Origin of the sequence: Faecalibacterium hattorii (assembly GCF_003287455.1) — a bacterium.
In the GTDB taxonomy this organism is placed as follows: domain Bacteria; phylum Bacillota; class Clostridia; order Oscillospirales; family Ruminococcaceae; genus Faecalibacterium; species Faecalibacterium hattorii.
In genome coordinates this window covers 1-17,982 of the sequence record NZ_PRLC01000005.1, presented here as the reverse complement: position 1 = coordinate 17,982, position 17,982 = coordinate 1, and the positions used below count along the sequence as shown (strand labels likewise).

Here is a 17,982-nt window from a genome sequence, read left to right as displayed (position 1 = left end):
TACCAAATCTAAGGAGGCATTGGAATGAACAAGCAAGAACAGGTGCAGCAGATGACGACCTATATGGCGAACTTTGTGAGCCATATCGCCAAGGTGCTGCCGGACGACATCATTGCCAAGCTCGATGAGCTGGGCGCACAGGAGGACGCACCGCTGTCCAAGGTCATTTATGAGACCATGAAGCGGAACCAGAAGCTGGCCAAGGAACTGAACCGCCCCAGCTGCCAAGACACTGGTGTGCTCCAGTTCTGGGTAAAGTGCGGCGTGGACTTCCCCCTCATCGGCGAGGTGGAGGGTCTGCTGAAGGAGGCTGTGGTCAAGGCCACCTTCGAAGCACCTCTGCGCCACAACAGCGTTGAAACCTTCGATGAGTTCAACACCGGCCGCAATGTCGGCAAGGGCACCCCTACCGTCTGGTGGGATATCATCCCGAACAGCGACAAGTGTGAGATCTACGCTTATATGGCAGGCGGCGGCTGCACCCTGCCGGGCAAGGCCATGGTTCTGATGCCCGGTGCAGGTTACGAAGGTGTGACCAAGTTCGTCATGGATGTCATGACCAGCTACGGCATCAATGCCTGTCCTCCGCTGCTGGTGGGCGTGGGCGTTGCCACCTCTGTTGAGACCGCCGCTCTGCTGTCCAAGAAGGCTCTGATGCGTCCTCTGGGCAGCCACAACGAGAACGAGCGCGCAGCCTATATGGAGAAGCTGCTGGAGGACGGCATCAACTCCATCGGCCTTGGTCCTCAGGGCATGGGCGGCAAGTACTCCGTCATGGGCGTGCACATTGAGAACACTGCCCGCCATCCTTCTGCCATCGGCGTTGCCGTCAACATGGGCTGCTGGAGCCATCGCCGCGGCCACATTATTTTTGATAAAGATCTGAACTACACCATTGATACTCATTCGGGGGTGACTTTGTAATGCTGACCATCAAAGACGGAAAGAAAATTCTTACCACTCCGGTCTCCGCAGAAGACCTGAAGGACATCCATATCGGTGATGTCGTTTACCTGAACGGCGACCTGACCACCTGCCGCGATGTGGCGCACCGCCGCCTCGTGGAAGAGGGCCGCCCGCTGCCTGTGGACGTGAAGGACGCAGCCATCTTCCACGCCGGTCCCATCATCCGCCCGCTGGAGAACGACAAGTTCGAGATGGTGTCTGTGGGCCCCACCACCTCCATGCGCATGGAGAAGTTCGAGTATGAGTTCGTGCAGAAGTCCGGTGTCCGCGTCATCGTGGGCAAGGGCGGCATGGGCCCCAACACCGAGCGCGCCTGCAAGGAGTTCGGTGCCATCCACTGTGTCTTCCCTGCCGGTAACGCCGTTGTGGCTGCCACCGAGGTGGAGGAGATCGTCGAGGCCCAGTGGCGTGACCTCGGTATGCCGGAAACTCTGTGGCACTGCCACGTTAACGAGTTTGGCCCCCTGATCGTTTCCATCGACACTGAGGGCCGCAACCTGTTCGAAGAGAACAAGGTCATCTTCAATCAGCGCAAGGATAAGGCCGTCGAAGAGATCTGCAAGCACGTCGGCTTTATTAAGTAATCCGGATATCCTCTCAGCGGGGGACAGACTTCACTCATTATTTCCTTTCATACGATTCTCCTAAATCGTTTTTCTTACCCCAAGTTTCTTGCTCAGCTTAATTTGCCACGTATTTGTTCTCCGCAATTTGCCCCGGAACCCTTTTCCGCGTAAAGGGTTCCGGGGCGTTATTTGTTCCTTGAAGGAAATGCAGACAAAGACGATCTTGCCCGTTCTTTTTGTTCTACACACCTTATATAAAGTTCCTTTGGAAAATTGTATTTTTCGACAAAAGTATAACAAATCCCTTGACAAGCGTGGTCTTTCGGTGTATCCTTTTCTTGTTTATTGGATACATTATCAAATATAAACATTCAAGTGCCACTGCTTTGCATCTGCAAGGTGGAAGTAATCCACAGGAGGACAACCCAAATGAGCCCATTGGAGATCACACTGGTCATCCTGCTTGTAACGATCATCGCCTTTGTATCCGGTAAAGTCCCGTTCTCGGTCATTTCTACCGGCATCATTCTGGCGCTGATCCTCACCGGCATCAAGACCCCTGCCGAGGCCTTTGGCGGCTTCATCAACACGAACGTGGTCATGTTCGTAGCCATGTTCGTCATCGGTGCAGGGCTGACCAAAACGCCCCTGATTGACAAAGCCCAGAGTCTGGTCATCCGCTACAAGAACAATATGCGGATGCTGATTTTTCTTTCCTGTGTGGCAGGTGCGTTTCTGGGCGCCATCACCAGTGCCACCGCAACTGCCGCTATCATGATCCCTCTGCTGGTATGCATTGCGAACGATATCGGCGTAAGCCGCAGCAAGCTGCTGTATCCTTCTATGGCCTGTGCCAACATTGCCACCCAGATGACCTTTCTCGGTCAGGGTGCTTCCAACATGGCATGGAACGATGTCATGATGCAGGCCGGCGCACCGACACCGCTGCACATCTGGGATTTCACCATTGCGCGCATCCCGATGCTGACCATTGCCATCCTGTACATGACCTTTGTTGGCTATAAGCTGATGCCGGATATTCCCAACGAGCAGTTTTCAGATGCAGCACATACGGCTTCTGAGAGCGAAAAACTCAGCCCCTTCAAGCGCAATCTGGCTGTCCTGATCGTTCTGGTCTCCATTGCAATGATGCTGCTGGAAAATGTCATTGGTGTCAAGATGTATCTCACTTCCTGCATCGGCGCTACCGCTCTGGTGTTGACGGGTGTGCTGACCGAGAAGGAAGCCCTCAACTCCATCCACCAGCCGACCATTTTCCTGTTTGCCGGTGTGCTGGCTCTGTCGGACGCCATCCAGACCACCGGTGCAGGCGATGTGGTGGCAGACTGGATGATCCGCCTGCTGGGCGATACTACCAATCCGTACATCATTATGCTGGTGTTCTTCCTTGTTCCCTTCATTCTGACGCAGGTTATGTCCAATCTGGCTACCCTGACCATCTTCATCCCACTGGTCACTTCCGCCTGTATCCGCATGGGCGTAGACCCCCGTGCTGCCGTGGTCGGCGTGATCACAGCCAGCTGTGTGTCCATCATGACCCCCATGGCAGCTCCCTGCCAGATCATGATCATCGAGCCGGGCGGATACACCTTGAAGGATTATCTCAAGTGTGGTACCCCGCTGGCGCTCATCCTCATCGTCGTGTCCGTATTTTTCCTGCCGACACTTTATCCTTTTGCCTGATTCTATTTTCCCACCGCAGTAGTATCCGCAAACTGCATATCATAAATATGCCGTTCTGATCGGCGCTATTTTTGAAAACCGTAATAAAAGCAGCAGAAGTTTTTGAGCATCTCATAATTCTGTCAAGAGGGCTGGCACCGTCCGGCCCTCTCTCTTTTTGCCAAAGTTTCCCATGTGTTTTCTTGCAAGCTGCCGAAATCAGCGTGTTCTCAAAAGTTCGCGTTTGCGCAGTGGAGCGCAGCAATGAAAGCCCCAGTGGGGCTTTTAAGCGACAGAACGGTCTTGCGTAAGCAAGATGGAGGGGCCTTGCCCCGACAAATTACGAGAACAAGAAGATGTGTGTCGAAATGCCTCCGGTCCATCTGCGGCCAAGTGCTGAACCAGACCGCATCCAGCCTCAGTTTCTGCGCAAAACAAGCTCTGAAAATTGTGCATGGTGTTTGCTCCATTCCGTTTGCTACTTGAAAATTTGGAAAGAACCGACGGATTACCCCCTTCCATTTTCATAAGAGTGGTTGTATTATGAAGATACGAAATGAAACAGGCCCGAATCTACCCGATATCTGGCTGCAAAACAGACTGTTGCGAAAAAAGAGAAAACCGCTATGGAGCGCAGTTTTTATTGTCCCGGCAAGTTTTCCTCCTCAGAAAAAGGGCTGCTGCACTGGCTTCTATCCTTGTGCAACAGCCCTCTTTGTGAAAACCTTTTTTCAAAACCAACTCAAAAACTGGTCAGCCCCAAGCTGACGTCCAGCGCCTGATCCACCCGCTTCTGGTCGGCGGGGGTGATCTGCCCCGCCCGCTCGCGGAGGCGATGTTTGTCCAGCGTGCGGATCTGCTCCAGCAGCACGACGCTGTCCTTGGCAAGGCCGGTGTCCGCCGCCCGGATGTTGATGTGGGTGGGCAGACGCGCTTTGTCCAGCCGGGATGTAATGGCCGCCGCGATCACCGTGGGGCTGTGGCGGTTGCCGATCTCATTCTGCACGATGAGTACCGGCCGCACCCCGCCCTGCTCCGACCCCACCACGGGCGAAAGGTCGGCATAAAAAACTTCTCCTCTGTGTACCTCCATGGAATCTTCCCTCCTTGCCCTTAGTATGGGCCGCAGCGGCGGCCGGTATGCACGCGGGGGCTATTCCATTGTATGCGGAGGAGGAGGTCAGGTTTCCAGCACGCAGAAGGCCAGCGCCATGCCGCCCTCGTGGCTGAGGGAGAGGTGAGCGCGGAGGCCGTGCTCGGCCACCCATGCGGCGGCGGGGCCGGAGAACCGGTAGGCCGGGGCACCGCTTTCCAGCCGGACGGCCTCGATGTCCCGCAGGGCAAAGGGTTCCCGCAGCCCGGTGCCCGCCGCCTTGAGGAAGGCTTCCTTCGCGGCGAAGTCCGCTGCCGCGCTGGCGGCTTTGCGGGCCCGGCGGCTGACGTTCAGGGCGCTCTGCCGCACCGTGTCGCCGTGGTCGTTCTTGGCCTTTTTGGGGGCCTCCCGGCAGCTGTCCAGCGCGAGCGCTTGCCGCTCCGCTTCGCCAAACACTCGCGCCTCAAAGGCCTCCCCGTGGGGCCCGAACAGGCTCTGCTCCATCCGTGCGATCTCGCACAGGTCACATCCGACACCAAACAGCATGGTTTTCCACTCCTTTTGGGGCGAGGCCCCGTTGTTTTCACTCAAATTTTCGGCGTTTTTTGGTTAATATGTGCAAACTGACGCCCGGAATCTTGAAGTTTGGGCGCAATTCGTGTACAATAGGACGTAGTTCCAGTGTTGCACCCAACGTCGGGTGCGGAAAATTCCGAAGGGGGTGTGCTGCGTGGGCGACGCAACTGCTATTTTTTCGATCCACGACAAAAAAGACGATGAGATCCACGCCATCGTGCAGGAAGTGTACGATGCGTTGAAAGAAAAAGGCTATAATCCGGTCAATCAGCTGGTGGGCTATATCCTCTCCGAGGATCCCACCTACATCACGACCTATAAGGGAGCCCGCTCCCTCATCCGCAAGGTCGATCGTGACGACCTGCTGCAAGCATTGCTGCGCAGTTATTTGCACGTATAAAGGGCTTTTCCGCCGCTCCTTCGCTTGAGGGAGCGGCTTTTTGTCCTATCGCAGCCCTGTTGTAGGCCTGATCTAAAACCACGCAAAGCCTCGCCTCCGCCATCCTTGCCCTCTCAGTCACGGCTTCGCCGTGCCAGCTCCCCCAAAGGGGGAGCTTTTGGGGGCGAGGTTAGGTGCGCAGATACTTCACCGCCCCGCAAAGATCTGCCCTACCACCGTCTCATACTCCCAGCCCTCCCGCGCTTTGCGGAGGGGCTTTTCGAGGGCCGCAGCGCCCGCGAAGTGGGGGAGCAGGTAGAACCAATGGGCCTTCATCCGGCTGACGGCGCAGCTGGGCATTCCGAAGGCGGCGGTGTAGGCGCGGTAGAGGTCGTCCACATAGCCGCGCAGCTCCTCTTTGGAGGCGGGCGGCCCGCCCTGCGCGCGGCGGAGCAGCGCCGGGTCCCCGATGAGCCCCCGCCCCACCATGATGCCGGAAAGGGTGGGGAACTGGGCTTCCAGCCCGTGCAGGGCCTCCGGAGTGGTGATGTCGCCGTTGTAGCAGACGGGCATTTGGCAGTCGGCGAGATACCGCGCAAAGGCGGCACGGTCGGCCTCGCCCCGGTAGAGTTGCTTCATCACGCGGGGGTGGATGGTCAGCTCACAGATGGGGTACTGATTATAAACGGCGAGGATCGCCCCGAACTCCTCGGCACTCTGGACGCCCAGCCGGGTCTTGACCGACACCGGCCCCTCCACGGCGGAGAACACCGCGTCCAGAAAGGCGTCGAGCTTGGCGGGATCCCGGAGCATCCCGGCCCCCTTGCCCTTGGCGGTCACCGTGCCGGAGGGGCACCCGAAGTTCAAGTTGACCTCGGTGCAGCCCAGCTTCCGCACCTCGCCGATGAACCACCCGGCCAGCTCGCCGTCCTTGGCGAGGACCTGCGGCACCACCGGCACCCCGGCGTTCCCGGCATCTTCCAGCTCGGCCATCTTCTTTTTGATGAGGATGCGGTTCTCCGGCGGCGACAAAAAAGGCGCGTAGTATCGTGCCGGTGCACCCGCCGCACCGAACCATTTCTGGTGCACCTGCCGCCAGATGCGGTCCGTCAGCCCCTCCATGGGGGCGGTGTAGTAGTTCATAGGGAAAACCTTTCTGCTGTCATGCGGTACATCGAGAGCAAGCAAAACAAAAAAGATTGACCGCCCAGTGTACCAATCCTGTCGGTCAATCTTTTTGACTAAGGAACACGGAAGCTGACCATTGCGGGCCAGCGCCTTTCTCTGTTTCTATTATACGTCGGTTCTCACGTTTTTGTCAAGCGTGGGGCCTTTTTTATTCCGCAAACAGCGGGGTGGAGAGGTAACGGTCGCCGGTGTCGGGCAGGAGGACGACGATCTTCTTGCCTGCGTTTTCGGGGCGCTTGGCCAGTTCCAGAGCGGCCCAGACGGCGGCGCCGGAGGAGATGCCCACCAGCACGCCTTCCTTGTGGCCGATGAGGCGGCCGGTGGCGAAGGCGTCCTCGTTGGCGACGGGGATGATCTCGTCGTAGACCTTGGTGTCCAGCACGTCGGGGACGAAGCCCGCGCCAATGCCTTGGATCTTGTGTGCGCCTGCGGTGCCCTTGCTCAGTACGGGGGAGGAGGCGGGCTCCACAGCCACGACCTTGACGGCGGGGTTCTTGCTCTTCAGGTACTGGCCCACGCCGGTGATGGTGCCGCCGGTGCCGACGCCCGCCACGAAGATGTCCACGCCGCCGTCGGTGTCGTCCCAGATCTCAGGGCCGGTGGTCTCGATGTGGGCCTTGGGGTTGGCGGGGTTCACGAACTGGCCGGGGATGAAGGAGTTGGGGATCTCTTTTGCCAGCTCGTCGGCCTTGGCGATGGCACCCTTCATGCCCTTGGCACCCTCGCTCAGCACCAGCTCTGCGCCGTAAGCCTTCATCAACTGGCGGCGCTCGACGCTCATGGTCTCCGGCATGACGATGATGATGCGGTAACCCTTGGCGGCGGCCACGGCGGCCAGACCGATGCCGGTGTTGCCGGAGGTGGGCTCAATGATGACGGAACCGGGCTTGAGTTTGCCGGTGGCCTCGGCGTCGTCGATCATCTTCTTGGCGATACGGTCCTTGACGGAACCGGCCGGGTTGAAATATTCCAGCTTGGCCAGAATGGTGGCCTTCAAGTCCTGCTCTTTCTCGATGTGGGTCAGCTCCAGCAGCGGAGTGTGGCCGATCAGTTGATCTGCGGACGTGTAAATCTTGCTCATAGAAGTATCCTCCCTCTGGGGGCGCTGGGCCCGGCGTCTCTATCTATAACCCTCTAAACCAACGTTATTTGTGGGTTTGATGGTATTATAGCCCCCTTCACCCCGCTTGTCAATGGAAAAACGCAAAAATAGATTGAAAAGTTATTAACCCTGTTGTATAATAGGTTAACTTGAAATGAAAAGAACAATATATAACTGAACGATAGACCAGATAAGGAGAAGCGCAATTATGATCGTATCCACCAAAGGCCGTTACGCTCTGCGCGTGATGATCGACTTAGCCGAGCATCAGACGGAGCGGTATGTTCCGCTGAAGGAGGTCGCCGCGCGGCAGGAGATCTCGGAGAAGTACCTCGAAAACATCCTGAAAGTCCTCGTGCAGAACGGCTTTCTGGAGGGTCTGCGCGGCAAGGGCGGCGGCTACCGCCTGACCCGCAGCCCGGATCAGTACACCGTAGCCGAGATCTTGGTGCTGACGGAGGGCAACCTTGCGCCGGTGAGCTGCCTTGCGCCGGGGGCCGCCCCCTGCGAGCGGATGGCAAACTGCCGCACTTACAACATGTGGAAGGGCCTGAACGACCTCATCACCAACTACTTCGGCAACATCACCATCGCGGACCTCGCCGCGCCCGAAGAAGCCGGGAACGACTACGTTATCTGACAGGAAAAGACAACAAAAAAGCCGCTGCATCGCTTAAAACGGTGCAGCGGCTTTTGCTTGCAGAAGTTATTCGCCTTGGGGCTTCACGCTGTCTTGGGCATCGTGGAGCAGGGCATATTCGCGGATCTTTTCGAGGGTCTGCTCGCTGAGGATATGCTCGGCCTTGCAGGCGTCCTCGGCGGCGATGGCCTCGTCCACGCCGAGCTGGACGAAGAAATGGGTCAGCAGCCGGTGGCGGCCATAGATGCGCTCAGCGATGGCACGGCCCGGCTCCAGCAGGGTCAGGTTTCCCTCACCGTCCACCGCGATATAGCCGTTCTCCCGCAGCTTCTTCATCGCGATGCTGACGCTGGCCTTGGTGTAGCCCAGCTCATTGACCACGTCGATGGAACGGACGCGGCCCATCCTCTGATTCAGCATCAGGATGGTTTCAAGGTAATCTTCTGCGGATTGGTGGATCTGCATGGTTGTCGGCCTCCTGCCTTAAAATTTCCGGCCCGGAGCAGAAAAACGCACATCGGTTCGGTTTGTTATAGGATACCACATTCTTCCCGATGATGCAAGCAATTCAGGGAAGTTTGTTCAATCAAACTGCTTTTCGCTCGTATAGTTTGGTGTGATTGCCTTTGGGAGGGAGAGGATCACAATTGTCCCCACCGTAGGCCCAATCGAAACCCACACGGAGTCTCACCTCTGCCGGGTCTTAGTTCAGAGCGAGCTTTCGGCGGCTTTGTACGCCTCCGGCCCGCTCTCATACAGATCGCCCCCATGGGCGTCGAGGATGACGGTGAGGGGCATATCCTCCACGGTGAGGCGGCGGACAGCCTCGCAGCCGAGGTCGGGCCACGCGATGACTTCCAGCGTCTTGACGCTCTTGGCCATCAGGGCCCCGGCCCCGCCCAACGCGGCGAGGTAGACCGCGCCGTTGCGGCGGACAGCCTCCTTCACGGCGGCGTCCCGCTTGCCCTTGCCGATCATGACCTTGTTGCCGAGGTCCAGCAGCCGGGGACTCATGGCGTCCATCCGGCCGCTGGTGGTGGGCCCGGCAGAGCCGATGACCTCACCGGGGCGCTCCGGCGTGGGGCCCACGTAGTAGATGGCGCTGCCCTCCAGCGGGAAGGGGAGGGGTTCGCCCTTGTCCAGCGCTTCCAGCATCCGCTTGTGGGCTTGGTCGCGGGCAGTGTATACGACTCCCGACAGCAGCACCGTGTCGCCCGCCCGGAGCTTCGCCAGCTCCTCCGCGGTGCAGGGGGTGGTTAGTTTGTATTGCATAGGCTTCTCCTTTGCTTTACTCCCTCCGTCATCGCTTGCGCGATGCCGGAGGGAGTTTGACCCTTCAGATCCTCGCGGTTGCTCTCCGTGTCACATGGCACGAAACATTCACGGCCACGGGCAGACCCGCCACGTGGGTGGGCATCTGCTCGATGGCAAGGCCCAGACAGGTGGTTTTGCCGCCGAAGCCCTGCGGGCCGATGCCCGTCTCGTTGACGGCGGCCAGCAGCTCCTGCTCCAAGGCGGCATAGTAGGGGTCGGGGTTGGGCACATCCAGCGGGCGGAGCAAGGCCTTTTTGGCGAGATAGGCCACCTTATCGAAGCTGCCGCCCACACCGATGCCCAGCACGATGGGCGGGCAGGGGTTCGAACCCGCCAGCGTCACGGTCTCCAGCACGAACTTCTTGAAGCCCTCCACGCCGTCGGCGGGCTTGAGCATCTGGATGCGGCTCATGTTCTCGCTGCCGAAGCCTTTGGGGGCTACCGTGATGGTGCAGCCGTCGCCGTCCACCAGATGCACGGTGATGGCGGCGGGGGTGTTGTCGCCGGTGTTGCCCCGGCGCAGGGGGTCGGCCACGATGCTCTTGCGCAGATAGCCGTCGGTGTAGCCGCGGCGGACGCCCTCGTGGATGGCGGCCTCAAAGCTGCCATCGATGTGGACGTCGGTGCCCAGCTCCACGAAGACACAGGCCATACCAGTGTCCTGACAGATGGGCAGAGCCTTCTCCGCCGCCGCGCCGAGGTTCGACCAGAGCAGGTCGAGGGTAGTCTTGGCCAGCGGCCACGGCTCTTCCTCCCGCGCTTTGGCAAGGGCCGCTTCCACATCCTTGGGCAGGTGGGTGTTGGCCTCGATGCAGAGCCGGGCCACGGTGCTTGTGATCTCCTGTGCGGAAATCGTCCTCATAGCGGGACTCCTCCTTTACAGCCGGGCCACGCCGGTCTCGCGGGCAGCCTTTGCCACGGCAGAGGCCACGGCCTCGGCCACGCGGGGGTCAAAGGCGCCGGGGATGATGTTCTCCTCGCTGCGGTCGTCGTCGGTGATGAGGTCGGCAATGGCGTAGGCGGCGGCCAGCTTCATTTGGTCGTTGATGTCCCGCGCCCGGACGCTCAGCGCGCCCTTGAACAGGCCGGGGAAGCACAGGACGTTGTTGACCTGATTCGGGAAGTCGCTGCGGCCGGTGGCCATGACCCGGACGCCGCCGGCTTTGGCCTCGTCGGGCATGATCTCCGGGGTGGGGTTGGCCATGGCGAAGACGATGGCGTCCTTGTTCATGGTCTTGCACAGCTCGGTGGTCAGGATGCCGGGCTTGGACACGCCGATAAAGACGTCGGCCCCGGCGAGGGCTTCCTTCAGGCCGCCCTTGATCTGGCGGGGGTTGGTCACCTCGCCCAGCCAGTTCTTGTGGGCCTCGGCGCTGTTGCAGCCCTTGTACAGGGTGCCGAACTGGTCCACGGCCACGATGTCCTTGGCACCGGCGGTCATCAGCATCTTGATGATGGCCGTGCCCGCCGCGCCGGGGCCGTTCAGGACGATGTGCACATCCTCCATCTTCTTGCCCACCACCCGCAGTGCATTGATGAGGGCGGCGGTCACCACGATGGCGGTGCCGTGCTGGTCGTCGTGGAAAACGGGGATGTCCAGCTCCCGCTCCAAGGTCTCCTCGATCTCGAAGCATTCCGGGCTCTTGATATCCTCCAGATTGATGCCGCCGAAGGTGGGGGCGATGGCCTTGCACGCCGCAATGACGCTGGCGGCGTCGTGGGCGTCGATGCAGATGGGGAAGGCGTCCACCCCGCCGAACTCCTTGAACAGCACGGCCTTGCCCTCCATGACGGGCAGCCCGGCTTCGGGGCCGATGTCGCCCAGACCCAGCACGGCGGTGCCGTTGGACACGACGGCCACCATGTTGCTCTTGAAGGTGTACTTGTACACGTCGTCGGGGTTTTCCTTGATCTTCCGGCAGGGCTCGGCCACGCCGGGAGTGTACGCGGTGGACAGGTCGTCGCGGGTCTTGACCTCCACCTTGCTCACGATGCCCACCTTGCCGTGGTGGCTCTCGTGCATTTCGAGGGCAGCTTTGTTGTAATCCATGGGGGTCCTCCTTCTGGTTGATGGTTGGCGTATCACCTATTATAATAGAACGCGCGGCCCGGAGAAGCAAGAGGGAATTGTCCCTTCGCTGGGCTGCAGCTTGACAAACGACGTTGGAACGATTATACTACCAATAGAGAAAGGCGCTGGCCCGCAGACGGCTAGCTCCTTACTGATGAATCAGGAATCGCAAAAAAGCGAATTGACCGTTCAGGTTGGGGAACATGAAGGCGGTCATTCGCTTTTTTTGCTGTCTTCATCTTTGTGCTCATGGGCGATCTTCCAAGTGATGTTGAACGTCGTGTTCACGATATTCACCAACAACCCGGCAAACGTAAAGATCACAGCGATCAACGTCAGCATGTCGTTCAGAGCCATCGACGCATCCCTCCTTTCGGCGTAGGCGTCCGGGAGGTCATGTACTTCAAAAAAGCTGCCCTTCCGGCATCTTGCTAGGGAAAACCACAAACAAGACCCACCGAAGGAGCTCAGCCGCCTGCGTTTTGGGCACAGCGCCTTGCTGTTTTTCAACAGCAACTATAGAATAACACAGGCTTCTACAAAAAGCAACGAGGCCCCTCTCTTTGTTCAACTTGTGGAATTTTCGCGAAATTCTTTTCTTTTTCATTTTTACCCTTTATAATAAGGTTTGGCTGAAAAAATCATAGAACGGCCTTATGTTGGGCCACAGGAGGGAACCAGTTGAAACGATTTATGACGAAGGCGCTCTGCCTTCTTTGCGCTGGTGCGCTGGCGCTGACGGCGGCGGGCTGCTCGAAGTCCGGCGCGTCTTCTTCCGCTGCCAGCAGTGAGGCCGTCTCGGTCTACGGCAGCGCATCCGATTACGATTACCAGAACTTCGCCTACAGCGACGGTCTGGATGAGAACGGCTATTGGTCCGGCATCAAGGCGCTGGACTACGTCACCCTGCCGGAGGACTATGCGGCCATCCCGCTGAAAAAGGCGGACATCGAGCCTACCGAGGAGGACATCCAGTCCCAGATCGATTCGGTGCTCAGCCAGAACACCACCACCCGGCAGGTCACCGACCGCGCCGCGGCTGACGGCGACACCGTCAACATCGACTACGCGGGCACCGTGGACGGCGTAGCCTTCACGGGCGGCACCTACAGCGGCTACAGCCTGACGCTGGGCAGCGGCAGCTTCATCGACGGCTTCGAAGACCAGATCGTCGGCCACAAGCCCGGTGAGACCTTCGATGTCAACGTCACCTTCCCGGACGGCTACAGCGACTCCACCGACGCCGACGGCAACGCGGTGGTCCTGAGCAACAAGAAGGCCGTCTTCTCGGTCACCCTGAACTACATCAGCGAGGAGATTCTGCCGGAGCTGACCGACGCATGGGTGGAGGAACACTTCGGCACCTCCGATGACGTCCATACCGTCGAGGGTCTGCGGGCCGAATTCCGGCAGATGCTGTACCAGAACAACCTCAACACCGCCGTCATGGACTACCTGCTGGCCAACTCCACCTTCAAGGACGAGCTGCCCAAGGAGATCACGGATTATCAGGTCAACCAGTGCCTGAACTACTACTACACCATGGCCAACCACTACGGTTACGACCTCGACAGCTTCCTGCAGACTGCCGCCGGATACGACTCCGCCGATGCTCTGCTGGAAAATATGAGCGACAGCATCACCCAGTACGCCCGCGAGGCCCTGCTCTATCAGGCCGTGGCCGAGGCGATGGACATCGCCCCCACGCAGGAGCAGATCGATACCTACTCCTCCTACACCGAGACCTACGGTGCCAATTACTGCACCATGGTCGCCCTCATGGACGCCGTCTCCGACGCCCTGACGACTGGGGCACAGGTGGCGTAAAAATAACACCAAAGGCTGTTGCCAACTTCTTTCACAGCTTGCCGTTAGGCCAAGGCTCCCTCCCGGAGGGAGCTGGCACGGCGAAACCGTGACGGAGGGAGTTGGCAGCGGCTTTTTTTGTTTTCATTTGCAAACTTTTTGTGAATTCCCCTCCTGTCACCGTTCAACCTATTGACATCGCAGGTTGTTTGGAGTATATTCTTAGCAGTCGAACGAATAGAGTGCTAAAAGTGAAATGGCACATCTGCCGAACGGCTGCTAACACAACAACACGGTACGAATGGAGGTCGATTCTATGAATACCAATCAATATACCCAGAAGACGCTGGAAGCCCTTCAGGCCGCGCAGCAGCTGGCCGTGGAGTACCAGCACAACGCCTTGGAGCCGGAGCATCTGCTCCACGCCCTTGCATCGCAGGAGCAGGGCCTCATTCCCCAGCTTTTGCAGAAGCTGAACGTGGACCCCGGCAGCTTTGCCGCCGCCGCGGCCGAAAAGCTCGCGGCGCTGCCCCGTGTGTCCGGCTCCGGCCGTGACCCGGACAAGGTCTATATCTCCCAAGCCACCGATAAGGTGTTGAGTGCCGCCGCCCGCGAGGCCAAGGCGATGAAGGATGACTACGTCAGCGTCGAGCATGTCTTCCTCGGCTTGCTGGATGAGCCTACCCAGAACACCACCGAGCTGTTCCGCGCCTTCAATATCAAGAAGGATGCGTTCTTGCAGCAGCTCACTGCGGTACGCGGCAACCAGCGCGTGACCAACGACAACCCGGAGGAGACCTACAATGCCCTCCAGAAATACGGGCAGGACCTTGTGGACTTGGCCCGCAAGCAGAAGCTGGACCCGGTCATCGGACGCGATCAGGAGATCCGGAACGTCATCCGTATCCTGTCCCGTAAGACCAAGAACAACCCCTGCCTGATCGGTGAGCCCGGCGTCGGCAAGACCGCCATCGCCGAGGGTCTGGCTGAGCGGATCGTCCGGGGCGATGTGCCCGAAAACCTGAAGGACCGCACCGTGTTCAGCTTGGACATGGGCGCGCTGGTGGCCGGTGCCAAGTACCGCGGCGAGTTCGAGGAGCGCCTGAAGAGCGTCCTGAACGAGGTGAAGAAGAGCGAGGGCAAGATCATCCTCTTCATCGATGAGCTGCACACCATCGTGGGCGCGGGCAAGACCGACGGCGCCATGGATGCGGGCAACCTGCTGAAGCCTATGCTGGCCCGCGGTGAGCTGCACTGCATCGGCGCCACTACGCTGGACGAGTACCACAAGTATATTGAGAAGGACCCCGCGCTGGAGCGCCGCTTCCAGCCCGTTCAGGTGGACGAACCCACCGTCGAGGACACCATCTCCATCCTGCGCGGCCTGAAGGAGCGCTATGAGGTCTTCCACGGCGTCAAGATCAGCGATAATGCGTTGATCGCCGCCGCTACCCTCTCCGACCGCTATATCACCGACCGCTTCCTCCCCGATAAGGCCATCGACCTTGTGGATGAAGCCTGTGCCATGATCAAGACCGAGATGGACAGTATGCCCAGCGAGATGGACGACCTCGCCCACCGGATCACCCAGCTCCAGATCGAGCAGGTCAGCCTGAAAAAGGAGACCGATGCCCTGAGCCAGAGCCGTCTGAAGGAACTGGAAAAGGAACTGGCCGAATTGCAGGATAAGTTCCGCAGCATGAAGGCAAAGTGGGAGAACGAGAAGAACGCCATTGGCAAGGTGCAGACTCTGCGCGAGCAGATCGAGCAGACCAACGCCGCCATCGAGAAAGCCCAGCGCGAGTACGACCTGAACAAGGCCGCCGAGCTGAAGTACGGCAAGCTGCCTGAATTGCAGAAGCAGCTGGAAGCCGAGGAAAAACTGGCCAACGAGAAGAAGGAGGACAGCCTCCTGCGAGACCGCGTCACCGACGAGGAGATCGCCCGTATCGTGGCCCGCTGGACCGGCATCCCGGTGGAAAAGCTCGTCGAGGGCGAGCGGGAGAAGCTGCTCCATCTGGACGATGTGCTCCATAAGCGGGTCATCGGTCAGGACGAGGCCGTTACCAAGGTCAGCGAGGCCATCCTGCGCAGCCGCGCCGGCATCGCCAACCCCAACCGCCCCATCGGCAGCTTCCTCTTCCTCGGTCCCACCGGCGTCGGCAAGACCGAGCTGGCCAAAGCGCTGGCTCAGGCTCTGTTCGACGATGAGCGGAACATGGTCCGTATCGATATGACCGAGTATATGGAGAAGTTTAGCGTCAGCCGCCTGATCGGCGCGCCTCCGGGATACGTCGGTTATGAGGAAGGCGGCCAGCTCACCGAGGCCGTCCGCCGCAAACCCTACAGCGTCGTGCTGTTCGATGAGGTGGAAAAGGCCCACCCGGACGTCTTCAACATCCTGCTTCAGGTGCTGGACGATGGCCGCATCACCGATAGTCAGGGCCGCACCGTGGACTTCAAGAACACGGTCATCATCCTGACGTCCAACCTCGGCAGCGACATCATCCTGAACGACCTCGAAAAATCTCGCGCGGGCGGCTCCAATGAGCTGAGCTTCGAGGCCCGCCAGCAGATCGACGCCCTGCTCAAGTCCAAGTTCCGCCCGGAGTTCCTCAACCGTCTGGATGAGATCGTCTACTATAAGAGCCTGACCAAGGACGAGATGCGGAAGATCGTCGATCTCCAGTTGGACGACCTGCGTCACCGGATGGACGAGGGCAAGCACCTCAAGCTCGACGTGACCACCGCCGCGAAGGACTTCATCATTGATTCTGCTTACGACAGCGTCTATGGTGCCCGCCCCATCAAGCGGTTCATCCAGAGCCGGGTCGAGACCCTCATCGCCAAGGCCATCATCAAGGGCGGCTACACCGAGGGCGCGACCCTCACCGTCGATTACGACGGCACCGCCCTTGTGCTCAAATAAACACGTTGATTTTACCGGTTTTGTACCCTTCCGCCGCCCGTAACGCTTGCGCGGGGGTGCAGAATATGGTATGATAGGCGTTGAACAAAGTGCTTTTCATCGTCGAGAGCAACGGTGGAGAGCACTTTTTCATCATAACTCCTTCCGTCATCGCTTGCGCGATGCCACCTCCCAGAGGGGGCTGTCTGCGGAGTAGACTGGGGGGAGCCTCACCAACAAAAAATTAGGAGTGTGATTTCCCTTTATTATGGACGATGGCAGTATGACGCTTTGGGTGACACTGGTGATTCTGGTGGCCTTCTCCGCCTTTTTCTCCGCATCCGAGACCGCTTTTTCCTCCTTGAATCAGATCCGCCTCAAGAGCCGCGCCGACGACGGCGACCGCACAGCCGCCCGCGTGCTGGCGATGTCGGAACAGTATGATAAGCTGCTCTCCACCATCCTCATCGGCAACAATATCGTGAACATCGCCGCCGCTTCCATCGGCACCATCATTTTCACCAAAATGCTGGGTGCAGAGCGGGGCGCTACGGTGTCCACTATGGTGCTGACCATCGTGGTGCTGATCTTTGGCGAGGTGACACCCAAGAGCCTTGCCAAGGAGATGCCGGAAACGATAGCCACCGCAGTTGCGCCGGTGCTCAGCCTGCTGATGCTGGTGCTTACCCCGCTGACATGGCTGTTCAGCCAGTGGAAACGGCTGCTGAACCATTTTGTTCACAGCAGCGAGAGCGACACCATCACCGAGGGTGAGCTGATGACCATGGTCAGCGAGGCCGAAAATGACGGCGAGCTGACCGACCGGGAGAGCGAGCTGATCCGCTCCGCCATCGAGTTCGATGACGTGGAGGTGGAGGAGATCCTGACCCCCCGTGTGGATGTGGTGGCCGTGGAGGACGACATCTCCCTTGAGGAGCTGGCCCAGACCTTCGCGGAGTCGGGCTACTCCCGTCTGCCGGTCTACCATGGCACCATCGACAATATCATCGGCGTGGTCCATGAAAAGGACTTTTACATTGCCCGCCTGAAAAAGGCGACGAAGATCGACGATCTCGTGGCTCCGACCCTGTATACCACCGGCTCCACCCAGATCTCTCAGCTCCTGCGCACCCTGCGGGAGCAGCATCACCATATGGCCGTCGTCGTGGATGAGTACGGCGGCACCGAGGGCATCATCACGCTGGAAGATATCCTCGAAGAGCTGGTGGGCGAGATCTGGGATGAGCACGATGAGGTCACCGAGGACTTCCGCAAGCAGTCGGACGGCAGCTGGCTCGTCTCCGGCTCCGCCAGCGTGGACGACCTCTTCGAGACGCTGGATCTGCCCGAAGATGAGGACATCGACTCCAACACCGTCAACGGCCTCGTGCAGGAAAAGACCTGCCACCTGCCAAAAGTCGGCGATCACTTCTCCCTCGGCGAGTACGACGGTGTCGTGACCCGCACTGCCCGCCGCCGCGTCACCGAGGTCCGCCTCACCCCCGCCGACCCCGCCGCCGCGCCCGATTCGCCTGACGAAAAGGAAAAGCGCTTTCCCCGTCTGTCACAGAATCGGTAACAGCCAATAAACCAACACCCCCGGCACTGGAAATTGAAATGAACCCCAAAAGTTAGACAAAAATCAAATTAAGCGGCCCCAACGGTCTGAATCCTGTACTGCACAGGGCTC

The 17,982-nt window shown here is 59.2% G+C and carries 16 protein-coding genes and 1 pseudogene; 8 read left to right on the top strand and 9 right to left on the bottom strand.

Annotated features, from left to right (window positions below; all coding sequences use genetic code 11):
• The first annotated feature begins 24 nt into the window (after positions 1 to 24).
• From ttdA to C4N23_RS04520, 3 genes are all read left to right on the top strand, one after another.
• Complete coding sequence (gene ttdA / locus C4N23_RS04530; RefSeq protein WP_112144374.1) at positions 25 to 924, top strand: L(+)-tartrate dehydratase subunit alpha; 900 nt, start codon at positions 25 to 27, stop codon at positions 922 to 924.
• On the top strand, positions 924 to 1,550 hold the full coding sequence (ttdB, locus tag C4N23_RS04525) for a L(+)-tartrate dehydratase subunit beta (RefSeq protein WP_112144372.1): 627 nt from the start codon (positions 924 to 926) through the stop codon (positions 1,548 to 1,550). Before ttdA ends, ttdB begins: the two co-directional genes overlap by 1 nt.
• Positions 1,551 to 1,961: 411 nt before the next feature.
• Complete coding sequence (locus C4N23_RS04520) at positions 1,962 to 3,236, top strand: SLC13 family permease (protein WP_112144370.1); 1,275 nt, start codon at positions 1,962 to 1,964, stop codon at positions 3,234 to 3,236.
• A gap of 721 nt (positions 3,237 to 3,957) precedes the next feature.
• On the opposite strand, the gene C4N23_RS04510 is transcribed toward C4N23_RS04520, so the two are convergent.
• Entirely contained in the window at positions 3,958 to 4,308 is a 351-nt protein-coding gene (locus C4N23_RS04510; RefSeq protein ID WP_055190033.1) for a type II toxin-antitoxin system PemK/MazF family toxin, read from the bottom strand.
• Between the two features lie 87 nt (positions 4,309 to 4,395).
• Positions 4,396 to 4,854: a holo-ACP synthase gene (locus C4N23_RS04505; protein WP_112144365.1), complete on the bottom strand. Its 459-nt coding sequence runs from the start codon at positions 4,852 to 4,854 to the stop codon at positions 4,396 to 4,398.
• A 184-nt stretch (positions 4,855 to 5,038) separates the two neighbouring features.
• Between C4N23_RS04505 and C4N23_RS04500 the strand changes: the two genes are divergently transcribed.
• Positions 5,039 to 5,284, top strand: coding sequence for an IreB family regulatory phosphoprotein (locus C4N23_RS04500; RefSeq protein ID WP_055190030.1), 246 nt, complete (start codon positions 5,039 to 5,041; stop codon positions 5,282 to 5,284).
• A 186-nt stretch (positions 5,285 to 5,470) separates the two neighbouring features.
• On the opposite strand, the gene C4N23_RS04495 is transcribed toward C4N23_RS04500, so the two are convergent.
• Positions 5,471 to 6,406, bottom strand: coding sequence for a tRNA dihydrouridine synthase (locus C4N23_RS04495; RefSeq protein ID WP_097839727.1), 936 nt, complete (start codon positions 6,404 to 6,406; stop codon positions 5,471 to 5,473).
• Between the two features lie 193 nt (positions 6,407 to 6,599).
• Positions 6,600 to 7,532: a cysteine synthase A gene (gene cysK, locus C4N23_RS04490; RefSeq protein ID WP_097839726.1), complete on the bottom strand. Its 933-nt coding sequence runs from the start codon at positions 7,530 to 7,532 to the stop codon at positions 6,600 to 6,602.
• Positions 7,533 to 7,761: 229 nt separating this feature from the next.
• Here cysK and C4N23_RS04485 point away from each other — a divergent pair, with 229 nt between their 5' ends.
• Positions 7,762 to 8,193 carry an RrF2 family transcriptional regulator gene (locus C4N23_RS04485; protein WP_112144363.1) on the top strand — a complete coding sequence of 144 codons (432 nt, stop codon included), beginning with the start codon at positions 7,762 to 7,764 and terminating at the stop codon, positions 8,191 to 8,193.
• 66 nt (positions 8,194 to 8,259) lie between these two features.
• Here C4N23_RS04485 and C4N23_RS04480 read toward each other — a convergent pair whose 3' ends face one another.
• From C4N23_RS04480 to C4N23_RS13970, 5 genes and pseudogenes are all read right to left on the bottom strand, one after another.
• Positions 8,260 to 8,658, bottom strand: a complete 399-nt coding sequence (locus C4N23_RS04480) for a metal-dependent transcriptional regulator (protein ID WP_055190022.1) — start codon at positions 8,656 to 8,658, stop codon at positions 8,260 to 8,262.
• Between the two features lie 243 nt (positions 8,659 to 8,901).
• A pseudogene (locus C4N23_RS04475) lies at positions 8,902 to 9,468 on the bottom strand (Fe-S-containing hydro-lyase); the annotation flags it as partial.
• A 61-nt stretch (positions 9,469 to 9,529) separates the two neighbouring features.
• Complete coding sequence (locus tag C4N23_RS04470; protein WP_097839723.1) at positions 9,530 to 10,369, bottom strand: fumarate hydratase; 840 nt, start codon at positions 10,367 to 10,369, stop codon at positions 9,530 to 9,532.
• Between the two features lie 15 nt (positions 10,370 to 10,384).
• Positions 10,385 to 11,557 (bottom strand): NAD(P)-dependent malic enzyme, encoded by a 1,173-nt coding sequence (locus tag C4N23_RS04465; protein WP_055190016.1) that lies wholly within the window; start codon positions 11,555 to 11,557, stop codon positions 10,385 to 10,387.
• Between the two features lie 234 nt (positions 11,558 to 11,791).
• Positions 11,792 to 11,935: a hypothetical protein gene (locus C4N23_RS13970; RefSeq protein WP_181567069.1), complete on the bottom strand. Its 144-nt coding sequence runs from the start codon at positions 11,933 to 11,935 to the stop codon at positions 11,792 to 11,794.
• A 324-nt stretch (positions 11,936 to 12,259) separates the two neighbouring features.
• On the opposite strand from C4N23_RS13970, the gene C4N23_RS04455 reads away from it, so the two are divergent.
• The 3 genes from C4N23_RS04455 to C4N23_RS04445 all read left to right on the top strand — a co-directional run bounded on the left by C4N23_RS04455 (position 12,260) and on the right by C4N23_RS04445 (position 17,871).
• Entirely contained in the window at positions 12,260 to 13,405 is a 1,146-nt protein-coding gene (locus C4N23_RS04455) for a trigger factor (protein ID WP_242983724.1), read from the top strand.
• A 295-nt stretch (positions 13,406 to 13,700) separates the two neighbouring features.
• A complete protein-coding gene (gene clpB, locus C4N23_RS04450) occupies positions 13,701 to 16,313 on the top strand; it encodes an ATP-dependent chaperone ClpB (RefSeq protein WP_112144356.1) in 2,613 nt (870 codons plus the stop codon).
• A 247-nt stretch (positions 16,314 to 16,560) separates the two neighbouring features.
• Positions 16,561 to 17,871: an HlyC/CorC family transporter gene (locus tag C4N23_RS04445; protein WP_112144354.1), complete on the top strand. Its 1,311-nt coding sequence runs from the start codon at positions 16,561 to 16,563 to the stop codon at positions 17,869 to 17,871.
• Positions 17,872 to 17,982: the final 111 nt, after the last annotated feature.

Excerpts from the sequence above, each read along its gene's own strand:
- ttdA (WP_112144374.1), top strand. The coding sequence starts at position 25 with ATGAACAAGCAAGAACAGGTGCAGCAGATGACGACCTATATGGCGAAC.
- ttdB (WP_112144372.1), top strand. The coding sequence starts at position 924 with ATGCTGACCATCAAAGACGGAAAGAAAATTCTTACCACTCCGGTCTCC.
- C4N23_RS04520 (WP_112144370.1), top strand. The coding sequence starts at position 1,962 with ATGAGCCCATTGGAGATCACACTGGTCATCCTGCTTGTAACGATCATC.
- C4N23_RS04510 (WP_055190033.1), bottom strand. The coding sequence starts at position 4,308 with ATGGAGGTACACAGAGGAGAAGTTTTTTATGCCGACCTTTCGCCCGTG.
- C4N23_RS04505 (WP_112144365.1), bottom strand. The coding sequence starts at position 4,854 with ATGCTGTTTGGTGTCGGATGTGACCTGTGCGAGATCGCACGGATGGAG.
- C4N23_RS04495 (WP_097839727.1), bottom strand. The coding sequence starts at position 6,406 with ATGAACTACTACACCGCCCCCATGGAGGGGCTGACGGACCGCATCTGG.
- cysK (WP_097839726.1), bottom strand. The coding sequence starts at position 7,532 with ATGAGCAAGATTTACACGTCCGCAGATCAACTGATCGGCCACACTCCG.
- C4N23_RS04485 (WP_112144363.1), top strand. The coding sequence starts at position 7,762 with ATGATCGTATCCACCAAAGGCCGTTACGCTCTGCGCGTGATGATCGAC.
- C4N23_RS04480 (WP_055190022.1), bottom strand. The coding sequence starts at position 8,658 with ATGCAGATCCACCAATCCGCAGAAGATTACCTTGAAACCATCCTGATG.
- C4N23_RS04470 (WP_097839723.1), bottom strand. The coding sequence starts at position 10,369 with ATGAGGACGATTTCCGCACAGGAGATCACAAGCACCGTGGCCCGGCTC.
- C4N23_RS04465 (WP_055190016.1), bottom strand. The coding sequence starts at position 11,557 with ATGGATTACAACAAAGCTGCCCTCGAAATGCACGAGAGCCACCACGGC.
- C4N23_RS13970 (WP_181567069.1), bottom strand. The coding sequence starts at position 11,935 with ATGGCTCTGAACGACATGCTGACGTTGATCGCTGTGATCTTTACGTTT.
- clpB (WP_112144356.1), top strand. The coding sequence starts at position 13,701 with ATGAATACCAATCAATATACCCAGAAGACGCTGGAAGCCCTTCAGGCC.
- C4N23_RS04445 (WP_112144354.1), top strand. The coding sequence starts at position 16,561 with ATGGACGATGGCAGTATGACGCTTTGGGTGACACTGGTGATTCTGGTG.